The 21,683-nt window shown below is 66.5% G+C and carries 18 protein-coding genes and 1 CRISPR repeat array; of the genes, 9 read left to right on the top strand and 9 right to left on the bottom strand.

What is annotated here, in order from left to right; translation table 11 throughout:
• Positions 1-22 precede the first annotated feature (22 nt).
• Positions 23-268: a hypothetical protein gene (locus NNJEOMEG_RS15675; protein ID WP_173086124.1), complete on the top strand. Its 246-nt coding sequence runs from the start codon at positions 23-25 to the stop codon at positions 266-268.
• A gap of 13 nt (positions 269-281) precedes the next feature.
• On the opposite strand, the gene NNJEOMEG_RS15680 is transcribed toward NNJEOMEG_RS15675, so the two are convergent.
• From NNJEOMEG_RS15680 to NNJEOMEG_RS15700, 5 genes are all read right to left on the bottom strand, one after another.
• Positions 282-782, bottom strand: a complete 501-nt coding sequence (locus NNJEOMEG_RS15680) for a hypothetical protein (protein WP_173086126.1) — start codon at positions 780-782, stop codon at positions 282-284.
• A 112-nt stretch (positions 783-894) separates the two neighbouring features.
• Positions 895-1,856: a CRISPR direct-repeat array (repeat unit 36 nt; unit sequence GTTGTGACTTGACCCCATTTCTTCAGCGGCTACAAT).
• Between the two features lie 51 nt (positions 1,857-1,907).
• Positions 1,908-2,213, bottom strand: coding sequence for a CRISPR-associated endonuclease Cas2 (cas2, locus tag NNJEOMEG_RS15685; RefSeq protein ID WP_173086128.1), 306 nt, complete (start codon positions 2,211-2,213; stop codon positions 1,908-1,910).
• Between the two features lie 17 nt (positions 2,214-2,230).
• Entirely contained in the window at positions 2,231-3,139 is a 909-nt protein-coding gene (gene cas1 / locus NNJEOMEG_RS15690) for a type II CRISPR-associated endonuclease Cas1 (protein ID WP_173086130.1), read from the bottom strand.
• On the bottom strand, positions 3,136-6,279 hold the full coding sequence (gene cas9 / locus NNJEOMEG_RS15695; protein WP_173086132.1) for a type II CRISPR RNA-guided endonuclease Cas9: 3,144 nt from the start codon (positions 6,277-6,279) through the stop codon (positions 3,136-3,138). The genes cas1 and cas9 overlap by 4 nt, the downstream gene beginning before the upstream one ends.
• Positions 6,280-6,487: 208 nt before the next feature.
• On the bottom strand, positions 6,488-6,655 hold the full coding sequence (locus NNJEOMEG_RS15700; protein WP_173086134.1) for a rubredoxin: 168 nt from the start codon (positions 6,653-6,655) through the stop codon (positions 6,488-6,490).
• Between the two features lie 37 nt (positions 6,656-6,692).
• Between NNJEOMEG_RS15700 and NNJEOMEG_RS15705 the strand changes: the two genes are divergently transcribed.
• Positions 6,693-8,474, top strand: coding sequence for an ABC transporter ATP-binding protein (locus tag NNJEOMEG_RS15705; RefSeq protein ID WP_173086136.1), 1,782 nt, complete (start codon positions 6,693-6,695; stop codon positions 8,472-8,474).
• Here the strand turns inward: NNJEOMEG_RS15705 and NNJEOMEG_RS15710 are convergent, their stop codons facing one another.
• Genes NNJEOMEG_RS15710 through topA form a run of 3 tightly spaced genes read right to left on the bottom strand, consistent with a single transcriptional unit; the run spans position 8,475 to position 12,370 of the window.
• Positions 8,475-9,542: an acyltransferase family protein gene (locus NNJEOMEG_RS15710; protein WP_173086138.1), complete on the bottom strand. Its 1,068-nt coding sequence runs from the start codon at positions 9,540-9,542 to the stop codon at positions 8,475-8,477.
• Between the two features lie 49 nt (positions 9,543-9,591).
• Positions 9,592-9,927: a DHCW motif cupin fold protein gene (locus tag NNJEOMEG_RS15715; RefSeq protein ID WP_235957005.1), complete on the bottom strand. Its 336-nt coding sequence runs from the start codon at positions 9,925-9,927 to the stop codon at positions 9,592-9,594.
• Between the two features lie 19 nt (positions 9,928-9,946).
• The gene (gene topA, locus NNJEOMEG_RS15720) at positions 9,947-12,370 is read right to left on the bottom strand and encodes a type I DNA topoisomerase (protein WP_173086142.1); all 2,424 of its coding nucleotides are present in this window, start codon (positions 12,368-12,370) and stop codon (positions 9,947-9,949) included.
• A 51-nt stretch (positions 12,371-12,421) separates the two neighbouring features.
• On the opposite strand from topA, the gene NNJEOMEG_RS15725 reads away from it, so the two are divergent.
• The 5 genes from NNJEOMEG_RS15725 to hisG all read left to right on the top strand — a co-directional run bounded on the left by NNJEOMEG_RS15725 (position 12,422) and on the right by hisG (position 17,781).
• Complete coding sequence (locus tag NNJEOMEG_RS15725) at positions 12,422-13,534, top strand: AAA family ATPase (protein WP_217270582.1); 1,113 nt, start codon at positions 12,422-12,424, stop codon at positions 13,532-13,534.
• The gene (locus tag NNJEOMEG_RS15730) at positions 13,531-14,046 is read left to right on the top strand and encodes a hypothetical protein (protein ID WP_173086144.1); all 516 of its coding nucleotides are present in this window, start codon (positions 13,531-13,533) and stop codon (positions 14,044-14,046) included. Before NNJEOMEG_RS15725 ends, NNJEOMEG_RS15730 begins: the two co-directional genes overlap by 4 nt.
• Positions 14,047-14,084: 38 nt before the next feature.
• A complete protein-coding gene (gene era, locus NNJEOMEG_RS15735; protein WP_173086145.1) occupies positions 14,085-15,008 on the top strand; it encodes a GTPase Era in 924 nt (307 codons plus the stop codon).
• Between the two features lie 40 nt (positions 15,009-15,048).
• Positions 15,049-16,782, top strand: coding sequence for a diguanylate cyclase (locus NNJEOMEG_RS15740; protein WP_173086147.1), 1,734 nt, complete (start codon positions 15,049-15,051; stop codon positions 16,780-16,782).
• 120 nt (positions 16,783-16,902) lie between these two features.
• Positions 16,903-17,781 carry an ATP phosphoribosyltransferase gene (gene hisG, locus NNJEOMEG_RS15745; RefSeq protein WP_173086149.1) on the top strand — a complete coding sequence of 293 codons (879 nt, stop codon included), beginning with the start codon at positions 16,903-16,905 and terminating at the stop codon, positions 17,779-17,781.
• A gap of 79 nt (positions 17,782-17,860) precedes the next feature.
• Here the strand turns inward: hisG and NNJEOMEG_RS15750 are convergent, their stop codons facing one another.
• The gene (locus tag NNJEOMEG_RS15750) at positions 17,861-19,129 is read right to left on the bottom strand and encodes a hypothetical protein (RefSeq protein ID WP_173085973.1); all 1,269 of its coding nucleotides are present in this window, start codon (positions 19,127-19,129) and stop codon (positions 17,861-17,863) included.
• 802 nt (positions 19,130-19,931) lie between these two features.
• Between NNJEOMEG_RS15750 and NNJEOMEG_RS15755 the strand changes: the two genes are divergently transcribed.
• Together NNJEOMEG_RS15755 and NNJEOMEG_RS15760 are read left to right on the top strand one after the other, a co-directional pair.
• Positions 19,932-20,231 (top strand): hypothetical protein, encoded by a 300-nt coding sequence (locus NNJEOMEG_RS15755; RefSeq protein ID WP_173086151.1) that lies wholly within the window; start codon positions 19,932-19,934, stop codon positions 20,229-20,231.
• Positions 20,232-20,289: 58 nt separating this feature from the next.
• Positions 20,290-21,627, top strand: a complete 1,338-nt coding sequence (locus tag NNJEOMEG_RS15760) for a glutamine synthetase family protein (RefSeq protein WP_173086153.1) — start codon at positions 20,290-20,292, stop codon at positions 21,625-21,627.
• The last annotated feature ends 56 nt before the right edge of the window (positions 21,628-21,683 follow it).

A 21,683-nucleotide genomic window follows, 5' to 3' on the forward strand; every position in this document is an offset into this window, starting at 1 on the left:
TCACCTGGCTGTGAGGCGACACATGACCATCGGGCGCATCACGTTTGCCGCCGCGCTGCTGTCGGCCCTGGCCTGCGCCTCCTGCGGCGGGCGCACCGTCTACCAGGCCCCCGGCGCCGACACGGCCCGGGAGGAGCGCGACTACTCCGAGTGCGACTGGGAGGCCTCCCGCGCGGCGGCGGGGCTCCAGGATTCAAGCATCCACGACAAGCGCCTGGAGGATTTGCGCGACAAGTGCATGCGCGCCCGGGGCTATTCGCCCAAGTAGGGGCGCGCCGGGCTCAGATGAGGCTGTTGCCGCGCAGCCAGGCGTAGCCCGCGTGGGTGACCACGAAACCCTTGGTCTTTTCGCCGCCGGGGTGGCGGATCTTGACCTTGGCCACGAGCCCGGCCTGGAAGGCGTCCACCAGGGCGCGGCGGGAGTGGTGCTTGAGGAGCGTGTCGCGCGGGGTGGCCTCGTCGGTGGAGGAGAGGCCGTTGCGCAGGTAGAGGTCTCGCACGAGGAGCCCCGCGTCGGGCAGCTTGGCCTCGGGCGTTTCCTGGCCGGTGAAGAGCCTCCAGATGGCCAGCCCGTCGCGCGTGAAGCGCACGCCCTTGATCTTGCCGCTGAAGAACCGGAGCTTGGCCCGTTCGAGGATTTCCTCGTCCAGGAGCCTTTCCAGGTGCTTCTGGCTGTAGGAGACGAGGTGCTCCTCCGGGGTGATGCCCAGGTATTTCACCACCCCGTCGAACGCCTCGACCACGCGCAGGATGGCCTGCTCGGACTCGTTGAACGCGCGCATGCCGCACCTCCTGAAAAGGACCGGACCGCCGACCCGCAGACATCCTAGGACAGCCGGGTGACGATCGCGTGGCGGCCGTGGGATGAGCAGGGGGGGGCGGGCGGAGGGGGCCGGGGCCGCCTGACCCCATTTCTTCAGCGGCTACAATCAAGAGTAGCGCATTCCTGCCCTAGTCAATGTTGTGACTTGACCCCATTTCTTCAGCGGCTACAATTCATCCGGGCGCGTCCCGCAGCGCTTGTTCGTTGTGACTTGACCCCATTTCTTCAGCGGCTACAATACGCACCCGCAGCTCATCGGCCTGGTGCGCGTTGTGACTTGACCCCATTTCTTCAGCGGCTACAATTCAAACTCAAGCTCTTCCAGGCCCAGCAAGGTTGTGACTTGACCCCATTTCTTCAGCGGCTACAATCATCCCCCACGTGCGGGGTTCCATCTCCTCGTTGTGACTTGACCCCATTTCTTCAGCGGCTACAATTCTAAGGTCTACCCGGCCACCCTGGGCGCGAGTTGTGACTTGACCCCATTTCTTCAGCGGCTACAATAGGGGAGGAATCACCACCACCTCCCGAGGTGTTGTGACTTGACCCCATTTCTTCAGCGGCTACAATCCAACGACAACCTCCAGCACAACGCGGAAAGTTGTGACTTGACCCCATTTCTTCAGCGGCTACAATTAAGCACAGACCCCTTCCACTGCTGGGCGTGTTGTGACTTGACCCCATTTCTTCAGCGGCTACAATTCGGAAATCGACGGCGTGCTCGTGGCCCAGGTTGTGACTTGACCCCATTTCTTCAGCGGCTACAATGGGGGCTTCCATCAGTACAGCCTCTCCTGCGTTGTGACTTGACCCCATTTCTTCAGCGGCTACAATAGGTGCGGATGTTGAACCCCACCCAGGTGAGTTGTGACTTGACCCCATTTCTTCAGCGGCTACAATCGAGCGTGGACCACAACTCCCTCGTCACCTGTTGTGACTTGACCCCATTTCTTCAGCGGCTACAATTCCTCCGAAGCGTTCATGCAGCTGGTCTACGGTTGTGACTTGACCCCATTTCTTCAGCGGCTACAATCTCTTGAAGAAAAAGACACTGAAATTGCTGAAGAAATTCTGCCGGAGCAGCTCAGAAAAGCATGAGCTGCTCCGGCCCCTTCTCTGGTTTTCGCCGTTTTTTTCCCACCAACACCCGCATTTTTCCGAATTGGGCGTCCGTCACGGACAACAGCCGCACCTCGCCCTTGTCCGGCACCAGCGCCTGCACCTTGTTCAGGAACGCGTCTTTGGATTCCCGGCTGTGGCAATACCGCGCGTACACCGAGTATTGAAGCATCGAGAAGCCAAGACGCTTCAACTCCTTGCGAAAACGCGTATACTCCTTGCGCTCCACCACGGCCGTCACCGGCAGGTCGAACAGCGCGAACACCCACATGGCACGGAACCTCCCGCTCACGGCACACCGCCCAAACCCTCGAACCGGGGCAGAAACATCCGGTTGCGCTGGCCGCAGTACAGCTCCCCGAGGCTGCGCGCCGTCTGCGCGCACAGGCTGAACAGCTCCCGCCGCTCGCCCTCCACCAGAAAATCCTGGTTCAGAAACTCCAGAAGCTCCCGCTTCAACTCCTTGCCAAGCTCCCGCTCCGTGCCGTGCGCCGCCGCCATGCCCGCCGCGCACACGTCCACAAGCGGACGGTAGGGTTCCATCAGGTCGCTCACCAGGCAGAAGGCGTCGTAGCGGTTGTGGTGGTGCAGCCCCAGCGACGGATGGAGCCCCGCCGCGCACACCGCACGGCCCATCACCGCGCGCACCACCGCGTAGCCGTAGTTCAGCCAGGCGTTCACGCCCCCGGAAGCGCGGTCCCGCGTGAACCCGTTCGCTCCGAAGAGAAACCGCCAATACTTGCGCGCCGCCTCCCCTTCCACGTTGCCCGGGTCGCCGGAGCGCACGCGCGCGGCCATGCCCTCCAGCCCGTGGCCGTGCCCCCGCACAAGGGACAACGCCCAGGCCTGGTTCACGAGCTTCATCTGCACAACATACTTCCAGGCCTGCTTGCGCAAGGGCGCGGAAGCCTCCGCCTGGGCCGCTATCCGCTCCGTCTGCACGCTGTTGCCCGCAAGCGGCAGCATCATCCCCACGGGCATGTGCCGCTCGTCGCAGGCCACATAGACCCCGCCGCTGGCGGACAACCCGGCCAACACGCCGTGCGTGAACACCACGCGCCCGTGGGACACCAGAAGCGCGCCCACCTCCGCCAAAGGCACCCGCGCCTCGGGACCGCCCTCCACCCGCACGCAGAGAAGACCGTCCTCCACGTTCAGCCGGGCCGGGCGGTCCCCGATGTCCAGGATGCGGTTCACGTGTTGTCCCGACGCACTTCGCCAAGCGGCGTCACCGTGACCTTTCGGTAACTTCCATCACCCATTTGACTGACAAATGGCCTTCTTACGTTCTTATCGATGTAAATTTCCTTTTCCGGCCTGGCATCCTGGAGCGGAGTCATCCGGATACGCGGACGACCACCGTCGGTGGTCACTGTTCGCACACGCCACAACGTCTCCACACTTCCTTCCATGATAGCCACCACATCCCCGCTCGTCAGCGTGAACAGGAACCGCCCCCCATCGGGGCGCTCCCGGCGCACCACCGGCTCCTTGCGCCCGGCGCGGCGCTTGGCCTCGAAGCGCGTCACCACCTCGCCCACCCACACGGGGCGCCCCTTCCTGTCCACGGTCTCGAACACGGCCATGTGGTGGTTGCCGCCGGTCATGGCCAGACGCGCGCGGTCCCCCTGGCCGATCCGCTCCGGCGTGCCCTTCACCAGCACGCGCACCCTGCGCACGGGCGTGCCCCCCAGCCGCTCCACGCACACCGGATTCGCGCCGTCGGAAAAAGCCTTGACGGGCTCCTTGATGCCAAGCTCCGCCAGCTTCGCCTGCACCAGGGACCGGATGAGCGGATCGACGATCTGCCCCACTTCGGTGGCGCTCAACTTTTCCAGCGCCTTGCGCACCGTCACCCGGCCGCCCTTGAGGGAATAGAAGGTCTGGTCGTGCAGCGCGCCGTTCACGCCGCGCCGGGGCCGCAACGACACGTTCACCCCCAACACGCGCGCCCGCACGTCCTCCAGAAACCCGGACCACGGCGGGGAAAGCGGTGCGCGCGCAATGCGCTGGGCGTGCGTCTCGGCCCATTCGGCCGAAGAGGCGATGCGCTGGATAAGGCCCTGGTCCGTGCAGGCCACGGCCACGGCGTCCACCACATGGTGGCGGTGGTCCGCACGGCTCTTCTCGCCGCGACCCAGCACATGGTTGAGCCCCAGCACGTCGCGTACGAGCGCCGTGACCCCGCCCGAACTGACCTTCACCCGTTGCAGGGCCTCCGCCCCGTAAAGCCATCCCAGATACTCCACGGCAAGGCGCGAAGCGACCCGCGTGTCCGAAAGCTGGCGCGCGGTGAACTCCGCGAACTCCTGGGACATATCGCGCACCATGAAGCGCTTGAGCTTGGCCTCCCTGGTCCAGCCGTCGCACTTGAACCCCGACACCCTGTCCAGGATCGCCGCGTAACGCTCCGTGGCCGCCTCGCCCCAGACCTCGTAAGGCGTGCGGTTGCCCTTGGCCTTGTTGCAGGCGTTATGGGCCAGGGTCTTGTTCAGGAACGAGTTGTCCAGGCTGCGCGAGTACGGCAGGATGTGCTCGATGTCCACCGAGGCATGGGGGCCGAAGAGATCGTCGTTGCCGAAGACTCCGCCGCAGTAGGGACAGCGCCAGGTGCACTCCTCGGCCAGCAAGGCCTTGAGCGCCACGGTCTCCTTGCGCTGACCGAGGCCTGGATAGGCCTTCAGGATCTCGTCGTAGAGCCGGTCCCGGTTGCCCTGCCTTGCGCGGTTGTCCTTCGAGATGCGCTGACGCGCCATGCGCGACCGCTTGAGATCGCGCGCAAGCTCCACGCGGATGCGCGCGGGCTTGCCGTGGCGCGCAACAAGGGAATTCACCAAACGGCGCAACTCCGTGAGCGTGCGCGACACCATGGGGTTCCTGAGCCCCTTGAGCGCGGCGGCCACGGGCGGCAGCAGGTCCTTGCAGGGAGGCGGCGCGGGCTTGCCGTATTCCATCTCCCGGGCCGTGATGTAGGGCGCCCCCGCTTCCAGGTGGGGCAGGATGCGCCGCATGGCCCTCCGGGAAAGCGCGGCGTAGTCCTCCTCCAGGCGCACCTCCGGCAGCTTCGCTGCCGCCTCGGGAGCGAGCGCGAAGCGCTTCGCCGCCACCCGGGAGAGCACCTCGGGCTTGTTGGTGGCATACACCAGCAGCACCAGGGCGTCCTTGTCCTCCGGGGAGAGGGCGTCCCAGGCCGCGCCCAGGGCCGCCCGGAGCTTGGCGGCCGTGCGGTTGCCCTCCATCTTTTTCTCCCCGCCCCGCTCCAGATTGAATTCCGACCCCTTGGGCAGGTTCAGGAGCTTGCGCAGATCGGCGAAGCTCAGGTCGCCTTTGCTTTCCAAACGCTCCACCAGGACGGCGCGCTGGGCCGCGTCCGGCTTGACCACCTCGCCGTGGGGCGTGACGGCCTCCAGGTTGTTGAGCTTGGAGAGCATCCGGAAACGCTGGGCCTCCAACGTGCAGCGCGGGGCGCGGCGGGCGCGCTTCTCCAGTTCGCAGAAGGCCACGAGTTCCTTGGCGCTCTTCAAGGGGCGTTGCCAGAAAATGCACTTGCCCACGGCCCCCCGGGCCTCGGGCGTGGCCCACGGGGCGCGGTGCGCCGCCTGGGCGGCCCAAAGGGCGTCGAACTCCGCCCGGAGCATGTCCCGGTGCAGCCAGCGGCCCCGCACCCGGCGCTCGCCGCAAGACTCTCCGTCGGCGGCCGGCGCGTTCCCGCCGATGGCGGCCAGGTATTGGCCTAGGTGGCGGTCCCCCATTTCCTTGTACAGGGCCTTGATGGCGTCCTTGACCTTGCCCTCGTCCTTGTCCGAGGGCGCGCGGCGGCTGTTGGAATGGAAGCCCCGGCGCTGCACGAGGTGGTAGAGAGCGCGCCCGAACTCGTGGGGCTCCAGCCGCTCGGCCAGCCCCATGGCGCGCAGATGGTAGGGGAAAAGACGACGCCCGCCGTTTTCAGGCAGCATCAATCCGGGATGGCGCGCGTAGAAGTCTTCGGACAACTCCTTGTCCAGGGCCTGGAAGGCGGTCACCCGCTCCGTGGGCCGAAGGGATGGAATCTCCGGCAGGAGTCCGAAGCGCGCAAGGGTGCGCTGGAGGTGAAGCTTGCGCATGACCTTGCGCTCGATGATCCGGCGACGCGAACGGGCCTCGCGACGTGGTACGGCGCGACTCGCGTCGCGCCCGGCCTCGATGTCGCCTTCGGTGCCTTCCTCGAAGATGCGTACGCCGCAATCCACGAGGCGTTCGAGAGAGTCGCCCTCGCCCAGGGCGAAGAGCGCCCAACCGACGGAAGCCGTGCCAAGATCCAGGCCGAGAAGCAGGGAGGAAGTGGGGGATGCGCCCATGGAGGTCTCCTTCGTGTCGCACGTTTTTTACGATGCACGCCTTGACATCAACGTGTGCGGCATGTATCGGAGAAACGTCAAGTCACAACAAGGAGCTCGGCTCCGCGAGGCCACGCCTGCGGGCGACCTCTGGGGACGCCAGGCTGCGTCCCGAGCAAAACAAGAAGCCCGGCTCGCACCGGGCTTCTTGTTTTAGTTATCGCACTTCCTAATCCTTCCTGGCGAAATTCGTCTGGTCCGTGCGGCACAGGGGGCAGACCCAGTCGGGCGGGAGCTTGTCTCCGGGCGTTCCCGGTGGGATGTCCCCCTTGGGGTCGCCGCGTTTGGGGTCGTAGGTGTAGCCGCAGAGCAGGCAGACGTAGCGGGCGTTGTCCATGGTTTTCCTCCTTGCCGCTCTGGAGTATAGACCCGGGATGCGCATCGCTTCAAGCTGGTCCCTCACGCGGCTTCTGCCCTTCGTGGCCCCCTACCGGGGCCAGTTCCTCCTGGGGCTGGCCTCCAACGCCGTCGCCCGCGCCTTCGACCTGGCCCCCATGGTCCTGGTGGGGCGCACCGTGGACGCCGTCACCGCCGCCCTCTCCGGGCCGCTCTCCGGACCCGACGCCCTGGCCGTGCGCGACCGCCTGCTGCTCTACGGCGCGCTGGTGCTCGGGGCCTTCGTCTGCCTGGCCCTGTGCCAGTCCCTGAGCGATTTCCTCCTGGACCGCATCGCCCAGAACGTGCGCCACGACCTCCGCAACGCCCTCTACCGGCACCTCCAGCGCCAGGACATGCACTTCTTCGAGGAGCGGCAAAGCGGCGACCTGATCAACGTGGTCTCCTCCGACGTGGACACCCTGGAGAACTTCCTGGCCGACGCCTCCACATCGGCCATCCGGCTGGTGATCACCTTCGCGGGCAGCTTCGCCGTGCTTTTCTGGATCGACTGGCGTCTGGCCCTCCTGCTCATGGCCCCCATGCCCTTCGCCTTCGCCGCCGTGCGCACCTTCTCCACGCGCATCCGCCCCCGCTACCGCGAGGCGCGCACGGCCGTGGGCCAGGTGGCCGCCCTCATCGGCAACAACCTGCGCGGCATGGGCGTGATCCAGGCCTTCACCGCCGAGGAGGACCAGGCCGCACGCGTGGAGTCCGCCTCGGCCCGCTACCGCGACGAGGCCGTGGGCGCGGCCCTGGCGCGCGCCCGGTTCATCCCGGTGCTCTACGCCGTGGCCGGGGCGGGGTTCGCGCTGATCATCGCGGGCGGCGGCTGGCTCACGCTCACGGGGGACGGCCCGACGGCGGGCGACTACACCACCTTCGTGCTCCTGGCCACGCGCATGGTGCTGCCGCTCTTCGTGTTCGGGATGCTGCTCAACCAGTTTCAGCGCACCGAGGCCTCGGCCGCGCGCATCCTCGCCGTGCTGGATCTCGAACCCGCCATCGCGGACCGCCCCGGGGCCAGGACCCTGGACCACGCCCCGCATCAACTGCGCTTCGAGAACGTGCGCTTCGCCTACCCCGGGCGCGAGCCCGTGCTGCACGGGCTGGACTTCACCCTGGAGCGCGGCCGGGTGCTGGGGGTGGTGGGCCCCACGGGGGCGGGCAAGTCCACGCTGGTGAAGCTGGCGCTGCGCCACCTGGACCCGCAGTCCGGCCGCCTCCTGGTGGACGGGGAGGACATGGCGGGCTTCACCCTGGAGAGCCTGCGCGGGCGCATGGGCTACGTGTCGCAGGAGGCCTTCCTCTTCGCGGGCACGGCGGCGGAGAACATCCGGCTGGGCTCGCAGGAGGCCACGCAGGAGGCCCTGGAGCGCGCGGCCTCCATCGCCGGGGCGCTCGATTTCATCCGGGAGCTGCCCCAGGGGTTCGACACGCCCATCGGCGAGGGCGGGGTGAAGCTCTCGGGCGGCCAGCGCCAGCGCATCTCCCTGGCGCGCGCGGTGCTGCGCGAGCCCGACATCCTCATCCTGGACGAGGCCACCTCGGCCGTGGACACGCGCACCGAGGGGCTCATCCAGGAGAACCTGCACGCCTTCCGGGCCAGCCGCATGACGCTGGCCGTGGCCCACCGGCTCTCCACGGTGCGCCTGGCCGACGAGATCATCGTGGTGGTGGACGGGCTCATCGTGGAGCGCGGCCGCCACGAGGAACTCCTGGAGCGCCGGGGCGTCTACGCCGGGCTGTGGGCCGTGCAGAGCGGCGAGGGGGCGGGATGACTAGTACTTCCCGTGCCGGTAGCGGTCCACGGCGCGGCCGAGGGTGGCGTGCATCAGCGCCGAGAAGGCCAGCGTGGCGGCCAGCGACAGCGGGACCACGTGGCGGAATCCGGCCGTGAGGGCCACCAGGTAGAACACCATCTGGTGGCACAGGTAGATGGGGTAGGAAAGCTCGCCCACCAGGCGGTCCGCCCGGCTGGAGCGCGTGATGGCGAACAGCGCGGGCACGCCCAGGAACGCGCAGAGGTGCACGCCCAGGGGGAAGATCCAGTGGGCCGAATCCTTGTGGTAGAACAGCAGCGCCAGCAGGAACGCCGCCGCGAAGCCCCAGCGCAGGCCCCGGTCCAGGTCCCGGGCGTACACCCCCGCGTACACCCGGTGCGCCAGCACCCCCAGCGCGAAGAGCCCAAGGTCCAGCACGGGGTTGCGCAGGTACCACGAATCGTTCACCAGCCCCACGTTCTCCAGCCAGAGCTTCCCCGCCAGGCAGGCCAGCACCGCCGGGACCAGCCAGCGGGCGCGCACGCCCACAAGCCAGGGGGCCAGCAGGTAGAACCCCAGCTCCATCTCGATGGACCAGGCGTGCGGGACGAACAGCACGATCCAGGAGGGCGGCAGCGCGGGGCTGAAAGCCCCGAACAGGCTCGAAGGCTCCGCGATGGAGAAGAAGAACAGCAGGTTGCCGCCGAAGAGGAACAGGTTGGAGAACACGGCCCAGGCCTGCGAGAAAAGGTCCAGCCCCGAGACGGCGTGGAACCACTCCGGCAGGTGCGCCCAGCGCCCGCTCCAGACCCGGAAGAGCCCCAGGGCCGCGAAGTAGCAGGCCAGCGTGGCCCAGTAGACCGGGAAGAGCCGGAAGAAGCGGCTCTTGTAGAAGGCCGCCGCGCGCCCGGGGCCTTCGTAGCGCCGCGTGAGGATGAGCCCCATGTAGAAGCCCGAGATGATGAAGAACACCTCCACGGCCATGTCCGCGCCCAGCCCCAGGAAGCGGGGCAGCGGGAGGCGCAGGGCCCCCAGGTAGTGGTCGGCGCAGACGATCAGGGCCAGCAGCAGGCGCAGGAATCCCATGGCGTTCGGGGGCGCGGCCGCCCAGACGCGCCCGGAGGCGGCGACGGGGTCAGTCCACGATGAAGAGCTTCGCGCCCACCTCCGTCCAGGAGCGGTGCGGCTCCGCGCCGTCGGCCACCTGGTAGCTCACGCCGGGGGTCAGGGTGAAGGTCCGCCCGTCCTCGAGCTCGGTCTCCAGGCGTCCCTCCAGGCAGAGCAGCACGTGCCCCTTGGAGCACCAGTGGTCGGCCCGGTAGCCGGGCGAATATTCCACCATGCGCACGCGCAGGGGGTTCTCCGCCGGGCCGAAGCTGCGGGTGCGCCACAGGGCGTGGCCCGTCTCGCCCTCGTGGCGGGTGGGCTCCACGCCCGCCCAGTCCGTCAGCCCGAAGGGGATCGAGTCCATCTTCACGGCGCGCCTCCGGCTACTGCTGAAGCTTGCGGTACTTGCAGGTCTTCACCGGGCAGGCCAGGTGCTCGCCGTAGCGCTTGGACTGCTTCTTCACCAGGATGGGCGAGTCGCACTCGGGGCACTTCTCGTCCACGGGCCAGTCCCACACGGCGAAGTCGCACTTGGGGTAGTTGGAGCAGGAATAGAAGAGCTTGCCGTAGCGGGAACTCTTCTCCACCAGCTCGCCGTCGCAGCCCTCGCGCGGGCACTTGACTCCCGAGGTGAAGGGCTTGGAATACTTGCACTTGGGATAGCCCGAACACGAATAGAAACGCGAGCCCGAGCGCGTGCGTTTGAGGAGCACGTCCTTGGAGCACTCGGGGCACGTGCCCACCACCTCGGGCGGGGCCTGCTCCGGGGTGGCGGCGAAGGCGTAGGTGCCGTCCTCGTTGCGGGTGAAGTTCGACGTGGACTTGCACTCCGGATAGCCCGAACAGGCCAGGAACGGCCCGCGCTTGCCGAACTTCACGATCATGGGCTTGCCGCACACGGGGCAGACCAGGCCCGAGTCGGCCCCCACCTCGCGCTCCGTGAGGCGGTATGTGCCGTCGGCCTCGCGCACGAAGTTGGAGGTGAACTTGCACTCCGGGTAGCCCGAGCAGGCCACGAAGGGGCCGGACTTGCCGAACTTGGCCTTGAGGGGCTTGCCGCACTCGGGGCAGACGAGGCCGGTCTCCTCGTTGCCCATCTCCTTGGAGGCCTTTTCCAGGGCGGCGTAGAAGTCGCCGGTGAAATCGCCCAGAAGTTCGCGCCAGTCCTTCTTGCCCTCGGCCACCTGGTCCAGGGCCGTCTCCATCCCGGCGGTGAAGCCCACGTCCATGATGGTCTGGAAGTGCTCGGAGAGTCGGTCCGACACGGTGACGCCCAGCTCCGTGGGGGCGAAGCGCTTCTCCTCCAGGCGGGCGTAGTCCCGGTCCAGGAGCGTGGAGATGATGGCCGCGTACGTGGAGGGACGCCCGATGCCCTGCTCCTCCAGCTCCTTCACCAGCGAGGCTTCGGTGTAGCGCGGCGGCGGCTGGGTGAACTTCTGCTCTTTTTTGATCTCCAGGAGCTTGAGCTCCTGCCCGGCCTTGAGCGGGGGCAGCAGCTTCGCGCCCGTGGCGTCGGAGGCGTCGGGCTCCTCCTCGGCGGCGTCCTGGCCGTGCACCTTGAGGAAGCCCGCGAAGATCAGGCGTTCGCCCTTGGCCTTGAACTCGGCGCGACCGGCCGTGACGCCGACCTGGGTGTCCCAGAAGCGGGCGGCGGCCATCTGGGAGGCCACGAAGCGCTCCCAGATGAGCTTGTAGACCATGAACTGGTCGCGCGGGAGCAGGCCCGCCACGTCCTTGGGCGTGATGTTCACGTCCACGGGGCGGATGGCTTCGTGGGCGTCCTGGGCGCCGGCCTTGGTTTTGAAGACGCGGGCCTTCTCGGGGTAGTATTCCTGGCCCAGCTGCTCCACGATGTAGGTCTTGGCGGCCTCGCGCGCCTCGGCGGCCACGCGGGTGGAGTCGGTACGCATGTAGGTGATGAGGGCGGTGGTGCCGCGCTCGCCCAGGTCCACGCCCTCGTAGAGCTTCTGGGCCGCGCCCATGGTCTTCTTGGCGGGATAGCCCAGGCGCTGGTTGGCGGCCTGCTGGAGCGTGGAGGTGATGAAGGGCGGCGGGGGCGACTTCTGGCGCTCCTTCTCGGCCACGTCCTTCACCACGAAGGGCTGGGCCTTGAGTTCGGCGTCCAGGGCCTCGGCCGTGGCGGCGTCGCCCACGTGGGCCTTCTTGCCGGAGAGCTTCACCAGGTCGGCGTCGAAGGCCGGGGGCAGGTCCGCCTCGAGGCGGGCCTTGAAGGGCCAGTACTCCTCGGGCTTGAAGGCCAGGCGCTCCTTCTCGCGTTCCACCACGATCTTCAGGGCCACCGACTGCACGCGCCCGGCGCTGATGCCCTTGCGCACCTTCTTCCAGAGAAGCGGCGAAATCTTGTAGCCCACCAGGCGGTCCAGGATGCGCCGCGCCTGCTGGGACTCGAAGAGCTTCTCGTTGATGGGGCGCGGGTTCTCGAGGGCCTCGCGCACGGCGCGCGCGGTGATCTCGTTGAACTGGATGCGCTCGATGCGTGGGTTGGCTTCCTTGACGATCTGGGCCACGTGCCAAGCGATGGCCTCGCCCTCGCGGTCCGGGTCGGGGGCCAGATAGATGGTGCCGGCCTTGGCGGCTGCCTTGGCCAGTTGGTCCACCACCTTCTGTTTGCCCGGGATGACGCCGTACTGCGGCTCGAAGCCGTTGGCCTCGTCCACTCCGAGCTTCTTCTGGGGCAGATCCCGGACGTGGCCCACGGAGGCCTCCACGACATATTTGTCGCCCAGGAACTTCTTGATGGTCTTCACCTTGGCCGGGGACTCGACAATGATGAGGTCTTTCGTCATGACAGGGCGGCTATAGCCATCGTCAAGAGGGAAGGCAAGGGGCGCTTTACGATGATCCTTGACCCGGCGTGGAACCTTGGCCTAGTCCCGGAGAGCTGCAACGTCTTGTCCGTCAACCCTTTTTCGGGGCACTCTGCCGGGAGCGCCATGATCACGAACCTGAAAATCGCCAACTACGGCCCGATCCGGAATCTCCAGTGGGAGAACCCTGGTCCGATCAATCTCGTCATCGGCGAGAACGGGAGCGGAAAAACTTTCTTTCTCAAAGCTCTTTATACCGCCTTGCGCTCCGTGGAACTCTTCAGGCGCGGAGACGACAGGCGCGACATCAATGAAATAATCGAAGAAAAGCTTTTTTGGACCTTCCAGACAGACAAGATCACAGACATTGTCGCCAGGGATGGCTCCGGCCCTCTGAAGTGTTCCATGGACATTGACGAGAGGCCGTTCTCCTTCTCCCTCGCGAGCGAGAAGGGAAAACCGAAACTCACCGCAAAAATCAAATCCGGACAGAGGGAATCAAATTCTGTCTTCTTGCCTGCCAAAGAAGTGCTTTCGCTTTTCGGCATCATCCTGAAAAGCAGGGAGCAAGACAAGCTGTTCGGCTTTGACGACACATACCTCGATCTTGTGAAGGCCTTGCAGGTTCCGACAAGTCGTGGGCGGAAATACCTCGCGTTTGAAAAGTCGAGGAAAGGGCTGGAGTCAATGCTTGGCGGCAAGGTCAAATACGACCAGCGTTCAACCGAATGGCTCTTCACAAAGGGCAGAATCAAATACAACATGCACGCCACTGCGGAAGGGATCAAAAAGATCGCCATTCTCGACACATTGCTGGGCAACAGGCATCTTGACGTCAACTCCGTCATTTTCATCGACGAGCCGGAATCCGCTCTCCACCCCAAAGCCCTTACCAGATTTCTCGACATCATCGGAGCGATCGCGAAACTTGGCATCCAGTTCTTCATCGCCAGCCACTCGTACTTCGTCATCAAGAAGCTCCACCTGATCGCCAGGGAGCGGGGCGTCTCCATTCCCGTCCAGTCCATCGATGGCAAGGGGACTTGGCATGCCTACGATCTCCTGGAAGGCATGCCGGAGAACCCCATTATCGACGAATCCGTGCGGCTCTACGAAGAAGAAGTCGGGATGGCGTTTGAATGAGTCCCGTCACAATTGAAGAATCCGGGATGACCTTTGGACCATTTGCTGAGGATGATGTCTATTGGGTTGAGAAAGGCCACGCATACAAGAGCCTGAAGGACCCGCCGAGCATCGTCGAATTCCTTCTTGTCAAAAAACTCAAACGCAACAGGCAGGCCCTGTTGTTTATTGAAGCCAAGTCCAGCTCTCCCAAAGACCTCGCCTTCCACTCATTCCTGGACGAAATCCGCCAGAAGATGGTTCATTCTCTCTTGTTCTACCTGAGCCTTCGGGCCGGAAGGCACGGAAACAGCGCGACCGAATTGCCGAAATCTCTTGTTGAAGCCGACCTGTCCTCTGTCGCATTTGTTTTTGTTCTCATCGTCAAGGGACACCAACCGGATTGGACGGTGCAGCTTAAATCCATGCTGGAACGGCATTGCAAACACATCCACAAGGCGTTCAAACTTTCATCCCAGTTTTTTCTCGTTTTCAACGAAGACATGGCCAGAACCTACGGCCTCGTCACCTAAACAACCATTCCGGCTCCGGCCGGTTGAAGGCGCACCGCATGTCCACCTCCCCCCACCGCTTCGGCCACATCGCCCTTCTGGGCCCCCCCAACGCGGGGAAATCCACCCTGCTCAACGCCCTTTTGGGCCAGAAGCTGGCCATCGTCAGCCCCAAGCCCCAGACCACGCGCAACCAGCTGGCGGGCATTCTCACGCTGGGAGACGCCCAGATCGTGCTCATCGACACCCCCGGCGTGCACGTGCCGCGCGGTTCGCGCCTCAATTCGCGCATCGTGGAGGCCGCCTGGCAGGCCCTGGCCCAGGCCCAGGCCATCGTCCTGGTGCTGGACTGCCCCTTCTACCTGCAGAAACCCGATCTCCTGGAAAAGGACATCAAGCTCCTCTCGCGCCCCGTGGAGCGCTCCGGCCTGCCCGTGATCGTGGCCCTCAACAAGCTAGACGCCCTTGCCGACGTGAAAAACATGCTCCCCGTGATGGCCCGCCTGGGCGAGGCGTGGCCCGGGGCCGAAATCGTGCCCGTGTCCGCGCTCAAGGAAAAGGGGCTCGACCAGCTCCTGTCCGTGATGACCGCGCACCTCCCGGAGGGCGACTCCCTCTACCCCGAAGACGAGCTGACCACCGCCCCCATGCGCTTTCTGGCCTCGGAGATCATCCGCGAAAAGCTTTTCCTGGCCCTCTCCCAGGAACTGCCCTACAATACGGCCGTGGCCATAGAACATTGGCAGGACACCCCCAAGGGCGCGCGCGTCAACGCCGTGATCTACGTCTCCCGCGACCGCCACAAGGGCATGGTCATCGGCAAGGGCGGCAAGGTGCTCAAGGACGTGGGCAGCAAGGCCAGGCAGGACCTCATCGAACTCATGGGCGGCCCCGTGCATCTGGAGCTGTTCGTGAAAGTGCGCGAGGGCTGGACCGAGGACGAATTCTTCCTGAACGAACTGGGCGAGGAGCAGGGATCCTAGGCGTACGGATCGGGCCGCCGACCCCGGACAAGGAGCCGCCATGACCCGCCGCGCGCCGCACCAGCCGGCCCCTGTCCGGCCTGGGCCGTCCCACCGGGAGGCGTCCGGGCCGCGCTGGCTGCCGCGCACTTGGCGGCGGGCGCTGCTGCTGGCCCTGGCCATGCTCCTGGCGGGGCACGGCCCGGCCCCGGCCGCCGAAACCCTGCGCGTGGCGGTGCTCCTTTCCTCCGGACAGACGCTCCCCTGGTCCCGGGAACTCCTGGCCGGACTGGCCGAGGCCCAGAACCGCCACGGCGCCGGACTGGAACTCTCCATCGAACCACTGGACGCGGCGCGCTTCTCCACTCCGGCCCAGGAGAAGACCCTGCGGGACCTCCTGGCCGCACGCCACGCGCCCGCCCCCCCGCACGCCATCGTGGCCGAATCCGACAACGCCCTGCGTTTCCTGGAGCGGCACGGCCGGGACATCTTCGGGGACGCGCCGGTGGTGCTCCTCGCCAGCCGGGGGCAGGGCTCCGGCCTGCCCAACTTCCGCTCCGCCATCGACGACGCCCCCTGGATACAGGCCACGGCACGCCTGATCCTGGCCGTGGCCCCCCGGACCGGGCGCGTGCTCGTCCTGGGGGACGACCAGGGCCGGGGACGCGCGGCGCTCGACCTGGCCCAAGAGGCCCTGACGGCCCGCAAGCCGCGCCTGGAGGTGGAGGTGGCCGCCGGGCTCTCCGAGTCGGAGATGGCCGGGCGCGTCGCTGGCCTTGCGCCCCATTCGGCCGTGCTCTACGCGCTCCCCCCGTCCGACGGCCCCGGCGACGCCCTGGAGCGCGTGGCGGCGGCATCGAGCGCCCCGGTCTTCGCCTTCAGCGAAACGTTCCTGGGCCGGGGCATCGCGGGGGGCTACCTCGTCAGCCCCCGCATGATGGCCTCCCTGGCCGTGGACGAGGCCCTCTCCGCGGCCCGGGGCGCCCCCCCGGCCCTGCCCTCGGTGCCCGATCCCCCGACCTTCGACCGCCGCGCCCTGGACCGCTGGGGCATTCCGGCCAGCGCGCTCCCCGCCGGGTCGCGCATCCTGTTCGATGAACCGCCCCTCCACAGGCGCTACCCCGGTGAGACGGCGATCGTCGCTGCCGTGGTGGCCCTGGAGACCGCCCTGATCGCCGCCCTCTGCCTGCTCCTGGCCCGGCGCGGCCGGGAGGCGGCCAGACTGGCCCGGGCCCACGCCCTGCTGGAGGAACGCGTGGGCGAACGCGCGGGGGAGCTGGCGCGCCTGGCAGTGACCGACGGGCTCACGGGCCTGCCCAACCGCCGGGAGTTCACGCGTCTTGCCGCACGGGAGGTCGAGCGCGCCCGGCGCTCCGGACGGGACTTCTCCCTGGTGATGGCCGACCTGGACAACTTCATGGAGGTCAACGGGCTCTCGGGCCACGACGCGGGAGACGCCGTGCTCCAGGCGTTCGCGGCCCTGCTGGCCGCCAACCTGCGCAAGGCCGACGTCGTGGCCCGCTACGAGGGCGACGCCTTCGTGGCGCTCTTGCCCGACACCGCCCCCGAGAGCGCCCTGGTGGCCGTGGAGAAGCTCAGGCTGCTCGTGGAGGGCACGGCCTTCGACGCGGGAAGCGCGCCCCCGCTGCGCATCACCGTCAGCTTCGGCGTGGCCGGTTCCGCCGAGACCGCGAGCGACCTGGACTCCCTGCTCCAACTGGCCGTCCACAGGCTTTCCGAGGCCAAGCGGGCCGGGCGCAACCGCGTGTGCGGCCCGCCCGTCCACGAGGCCTGAACGGACCCCGTTCCCGTCACCGGACCGCCGCTTGCCAATCGTGTCAAAGCGGGCTACCAAGCCCGTCCACGCCTTTCGACGCCAAGAATCCGGCACGCCGGGACACGACAGGAGACCGCCATGAGCGCACCCAAACTGAAACTGGGCATCCCCAAGGGATCGCTCCAGGAAGCCACCATCAAGCTTTTCGAAAAGTCCGGCTGGAAGATCAAGGAGCATCACCGCAACTACTTCCCCGAGATCGACGACGACGAGATCACCTGCTCCATGTGCCGCGCCCAGGAGATGAGCCGCTACGTGGAATCCGGGCTCATGGACTGCGGCCTCACCGGCAAGGACTGGATTCTGGAGAACCAGTCCGACGTGGTGGTGGTCACGGACCTCATCTATTCCAAGGTCAGCTCGCGCCCGGCGCGCTGGGTGCTGGCCGTGGCCGGCGACGCCCCCTACCGCCGCCCCGAAGACCTCCAGGGCAAACGCATCGCCACCGAACTGGTGGGCTACACCAAGCGCTACTTCGAGCAGGCCGGCGTGAAAGTGGACGTGGAGTTCTCCTGGGGCGCCACCGAGGCCAAGGTGGTGGAAGGCCTGGCCGACGCCATCGTGGAGGTCACGGAGACGGGCACCACCATCAAGGCCCACGGCCTGCGCATCATCGCCGAGGTGCTCGTCACCAACACCCAGTTCATCGCCAACAAGGAAGCCTGGGCCGACCCCTGGAAGCGCCGCAAGATCGAGAACATCATCATGATGCTCCAGGGCGCGCTGCGGGCCGAGAAGCTGGTGGGCCTCAAGATGAACGTGCCGGCCTCCGCCAAGGACGCCGTGCTCTCCCAGCTGCCCAGCCTCAACTCGCCCACGGTGTCCCACCTGCTGGACTCGGACTGGCTCTCCGTGGAGATCGTGGTCTCCGAGGCCGTGGTGCGAGACCTCATCCCCAGGCTCAAGGACGCCGGGGCCGAGGGCATCATCGAATACTCGCTGAACAAGGTCGTCTAGACCCGTCAGGCCGCAATGAAGAAACGCCCGCGCCCCCCCAGGGGACGCGGGCGTTTCGCGTTGGTGGCGGACAGGGGCGTCAGATTTTGACGCACATCCCCTTGGGGTCGCGGTCGATGTCTTCGCTGATTTCGCGGATGTAACACGTCGAACCGTCGATGCGCACCAGGCAGGTGTAGCGCGCCGAGCCCGAGGCGCAGCTGGGATCCCCGGAACGTTCCCGGTAGTAGCGGATGGAGAACACGGCTTTTTTCACGTCGGGGGCCCGCGTGTCGAACACCTCGATCCTTCCGATGAGGTTGCTGCGCCGGGTGGGCCAGCGTTTGAAATAGCGCTGCAGGTCCTCCAGAACGTTCTGACGGGTCTGCACGCCCTTGTCGAAAAGAATCACGCTGCTGTCGTAGAAGCCGGCCAGCTCCTCCGGGGTGGCCCGGTTGTAGGCGACCACGAATTTATCCAGGAAAGCCTGTACCTTACGCTGGTTCACAGTGTCGGGCTCTGGGTCCGGCTTTCCGGGGTCCTTCGCGGCCTCGGCCCTGGCCTTGGCGGCTGCATCGGCTTCCGCTTTGGCCTTGGCGGCCGCATCGGCCTCCGCCTTGGCCTTGGCGGCCTGCTGCTCGATCGCGGCCTTGGCCTTGGCGGCCGCATCGGCCTCCGCCTTGGCCTTGTCCGCCTGCCGCGCGACCGTCGCGGGATCGGGCGACTGCGTCGCGCCCCGGTCGCCTTCTTTCGGAAGCGACCACATCACCACGAGAAGCACGAACACCAGGCACAGGCCGACCAGCCAAACCTTGCTGTTTTGCCACCAGGCCCCAGTGCTTACGATGCTCCCCCCGGACTGTTGGGTATTCTTGCTCACGGACAGGGGCTTGCTGCCGGTCACGCCCTGGTTGAGTGAACTGAAGCCTGGAGAAACCTGGATGGTCCGCACGGGTTGGGGTGGGACCTGATTGACCGCCCCGGAGGGAGGCTCAGGTGGAGGAGGTGGATCAAATATCACGTCGTTCTGACCATACTGGTCCAAGTCGGCCGGTTTGTCCGCGCACGCGCCCACGGCGTAGGCCCAGACCTGCACGGCCCACTGCGCCGAGTCTTCCTTGACGCTGCGATTGTGGGTCAGCCTCCAGACGGCCGTCCGAACCCGCGAGTCCAGCGGGCCGCCGCCCTGATCGGTCAATAATGCCGGGATACCCTCGCTCACGGCGAGTTCCAGCAGGTTCATGTTCTTTTCCCAACGATTGAGGGAAAAGTCCTTGAAGACCGCCCGGAATGTCTGGGCGTTGGTACACGCGTCGATTCCGGACGTTTCGAAGACCTGCCGGGCGGCTTCAACCGCGTCGTTCGCCATAGCTGCCCCTTACGTGAAAACGAAAAATCCCCGGCGGCGGCAACGCCGCTTCCAGCGCGACGCCCCGGGCGCGCCGCGCTCACCTTAGCCATGCTCGACCGGAACTTTTTCCACTCAAGCCATCCGCTGTCAACCTGACGGCCGCGAGAAGAAAATTCGAATCACCTCTTGCCCCCCCCGGAAACGTGATTATATTGTTTCTCACGAGCGAGGAGATCGCGAGTGAAGACCAGGCGGACCGAAACGGCGGAACGCCCCAAGAAACATCCCTCGCTGGGCCCCAAGGCCCGACGGACCGCGTGGAGAACGAAAGCCCTGCCCGGACGGCAAAATGCCCCGGGAGGACAGGAGCAGACCGGAAAGCTCCCCCGCGCGGCGTAACGTGAAAGGCTTCGGACCAAGGCAATCGGGAAACCAACCTCCAAAGGGGTGCCCCAGACCCCGGGAGAGCCGGGCGAGAAGCCATCCGGGAGCGCCGCCCCCAGAATTGCCCCCGGATGAAACAAAAGTCTGATGATGTCCGGCTCGGTTTTCGGCCAGGCCCAGGACCCAGGCAACAAGACAACCAACAGGCAACGCCTCCGGAACGCGCCTCATGCGCGAACCGCTTTCGACCCCCCTCCCCCTCGGGAGGGGGGTCTTCTTTTGAGTCGCCCCCTTGCCGCGCCCGATCCGGCGGTCTACCCTGCACGCCGGGACGCTCGTCCGGGCCTTTCCTCGGAGATCGGGCAGGACGCCCACGCAGGGGCTTCCTTCACGCCCGGTCCGATCCTCTCATGGCCTGGCAGGGACGCGCCCGTGGATGGCGTGGCTTTCGCGCGAACTTTCGCCCGCCACCTGCGTGAACCTCATGAACCAGTACCGGCCCGGCGCGCTGGCCTTCTATCATCCACCGCTGGACCGACCCCTTTCGCCCGTGGAGTTCCGCCAGGCCCGGCGCGAGGCCGAAGCGGCGGGCGTCACCCGCTGCGACGAGCGCGGCCCCGGCCACCAGGAGCACCGGTCGGCCCGGCTGGCGGCCGGACGCGACCGGGCGCGAAGGTTACAAAAAGGGAACGCTTCGCGCCCCGGACGCCTTGAAGCGCCACTTCCTTTGGGATAGGGTTCAGGGATTCGCCCCCTTTTGGGGAGATCGTCAAACGGCCCGCAGGGAGGTCCCCATGGCTGTGTTCAAGTGCAAAAACGCCGACGACGTGCTCAAGGCCGTCAAGGATTACAACGTCTCCTTCGTGCAGTTCTGGTTCATCGACATCCTGGGGATGCTCAAGAGCTTCCAGATCACCCCGCGCGAACTCGAAAGCGCCTTCGACGAGGGCATGGGCTTCGACGGCTCGTCCATCACCGGATTCACCAAGATCCACGAGTCCGACATGGTGGCCTTCCCCGACCCCACCACCTTCCAGCTGGTGGCCTGGCGTCCCTCCGACCGCCCCGTCGCCCGCCTTTTCTGCGACGTGCGCAACCCCGACGGCACCCCCTTCGCGGCCGACTCGCGCCACGTGCTCAAGCGCATGCTCGGCAAGGCCTCGGACATGGGCTACACCTTCTTCGTGGGGCCGGAACTGGAGTTCTTCCTCTTCGCCAACTCCAGCGAGCCCCGCATCCTGGACAAGGGCGGCTACTTCGACGCCCCGCCCCTGGACCTGGCCAACGACGTGCGCCGCGACATCATCTTCGCCCTGGAGTCCATGGGCATCGCGGTGGAATACTCCCACCACGAGGTGGCCCCCTCCCAGCACGAGATCGACCTGCGCTACAACGAGGCCCTGGCCATGGCCGACACCGCCATCACCTACCGGGTGGTGGTCAAGGAGGTGGCCCGCAAACACGGCTGCTACGCCACCTTCATGCCCAAGCCCCTCTACGGCGAGAACGGCTCGGGCATGCACGTGCACCAGTCGCTCTTCAAGGGCTCGCGCAACGCCTTCTACGACGCCTCCTCGCCCAACCACCTCTCGGTGGAGGCCCAGGCCTACATCGCGGGGCTTCTCAAGCACGCGCCGGAGTTCACCTGCGTCACCAACCAGTGGGTGAACTCCTATAAGCGCCTGGTGCCCGGCTACGAGGCCCCGGTGTACATCGCCTGGGCGCAGCGCAACCGCTCGGCGCTCATCCGCGTGCCCATGTACAAGCCCGGCAAGGAGTCGGCCACGCGCATCGAACTGCGCAGCCCCGACCCGGCCGCCAACCCCTACCTGGCCCTGGCCGTGATGCTGGGCGCGGGCCTCAAGGGCATCGAAGCCGGGTACAAGCTGGCCAAGCCCGTGGAGGACAACATCTTCCACATGTCCGAGAAGGAGATGCGCAAGCACGGCATCGCCTCCCTGCCCGGCTCGCTCCTGGAGGCCGTGGGCAACCTGGAGCGCTCAACGCTCATGAAGGAGGTCCTGGGCGACCACCTGCACGCCGCCCTGGTGGACTACAAGTACGACGAGTGGGACCGCTACCGCACCCAGATCACCGAATGGGAGCTGGAGAAGTACCTGCCCATCCTCTAAACGCCGCTCGCAATGCAAAGGGCCGCCCGGCCACGGGCGGCCCTGCGCGAAGCGCA

The organism is Fundidesulfovibrio magnetotacticus, from assembly GCF_013019105.1.
In the GTDB taxonomy this organism is placed as follows: Bacteria; Desulfobacterota; Desulfovibrionia; order Desulfovibrionales; family Desulfovibrionaceae; genus Fundidesulfovibrio; species Fundidesulfovibrio magnetotacticus.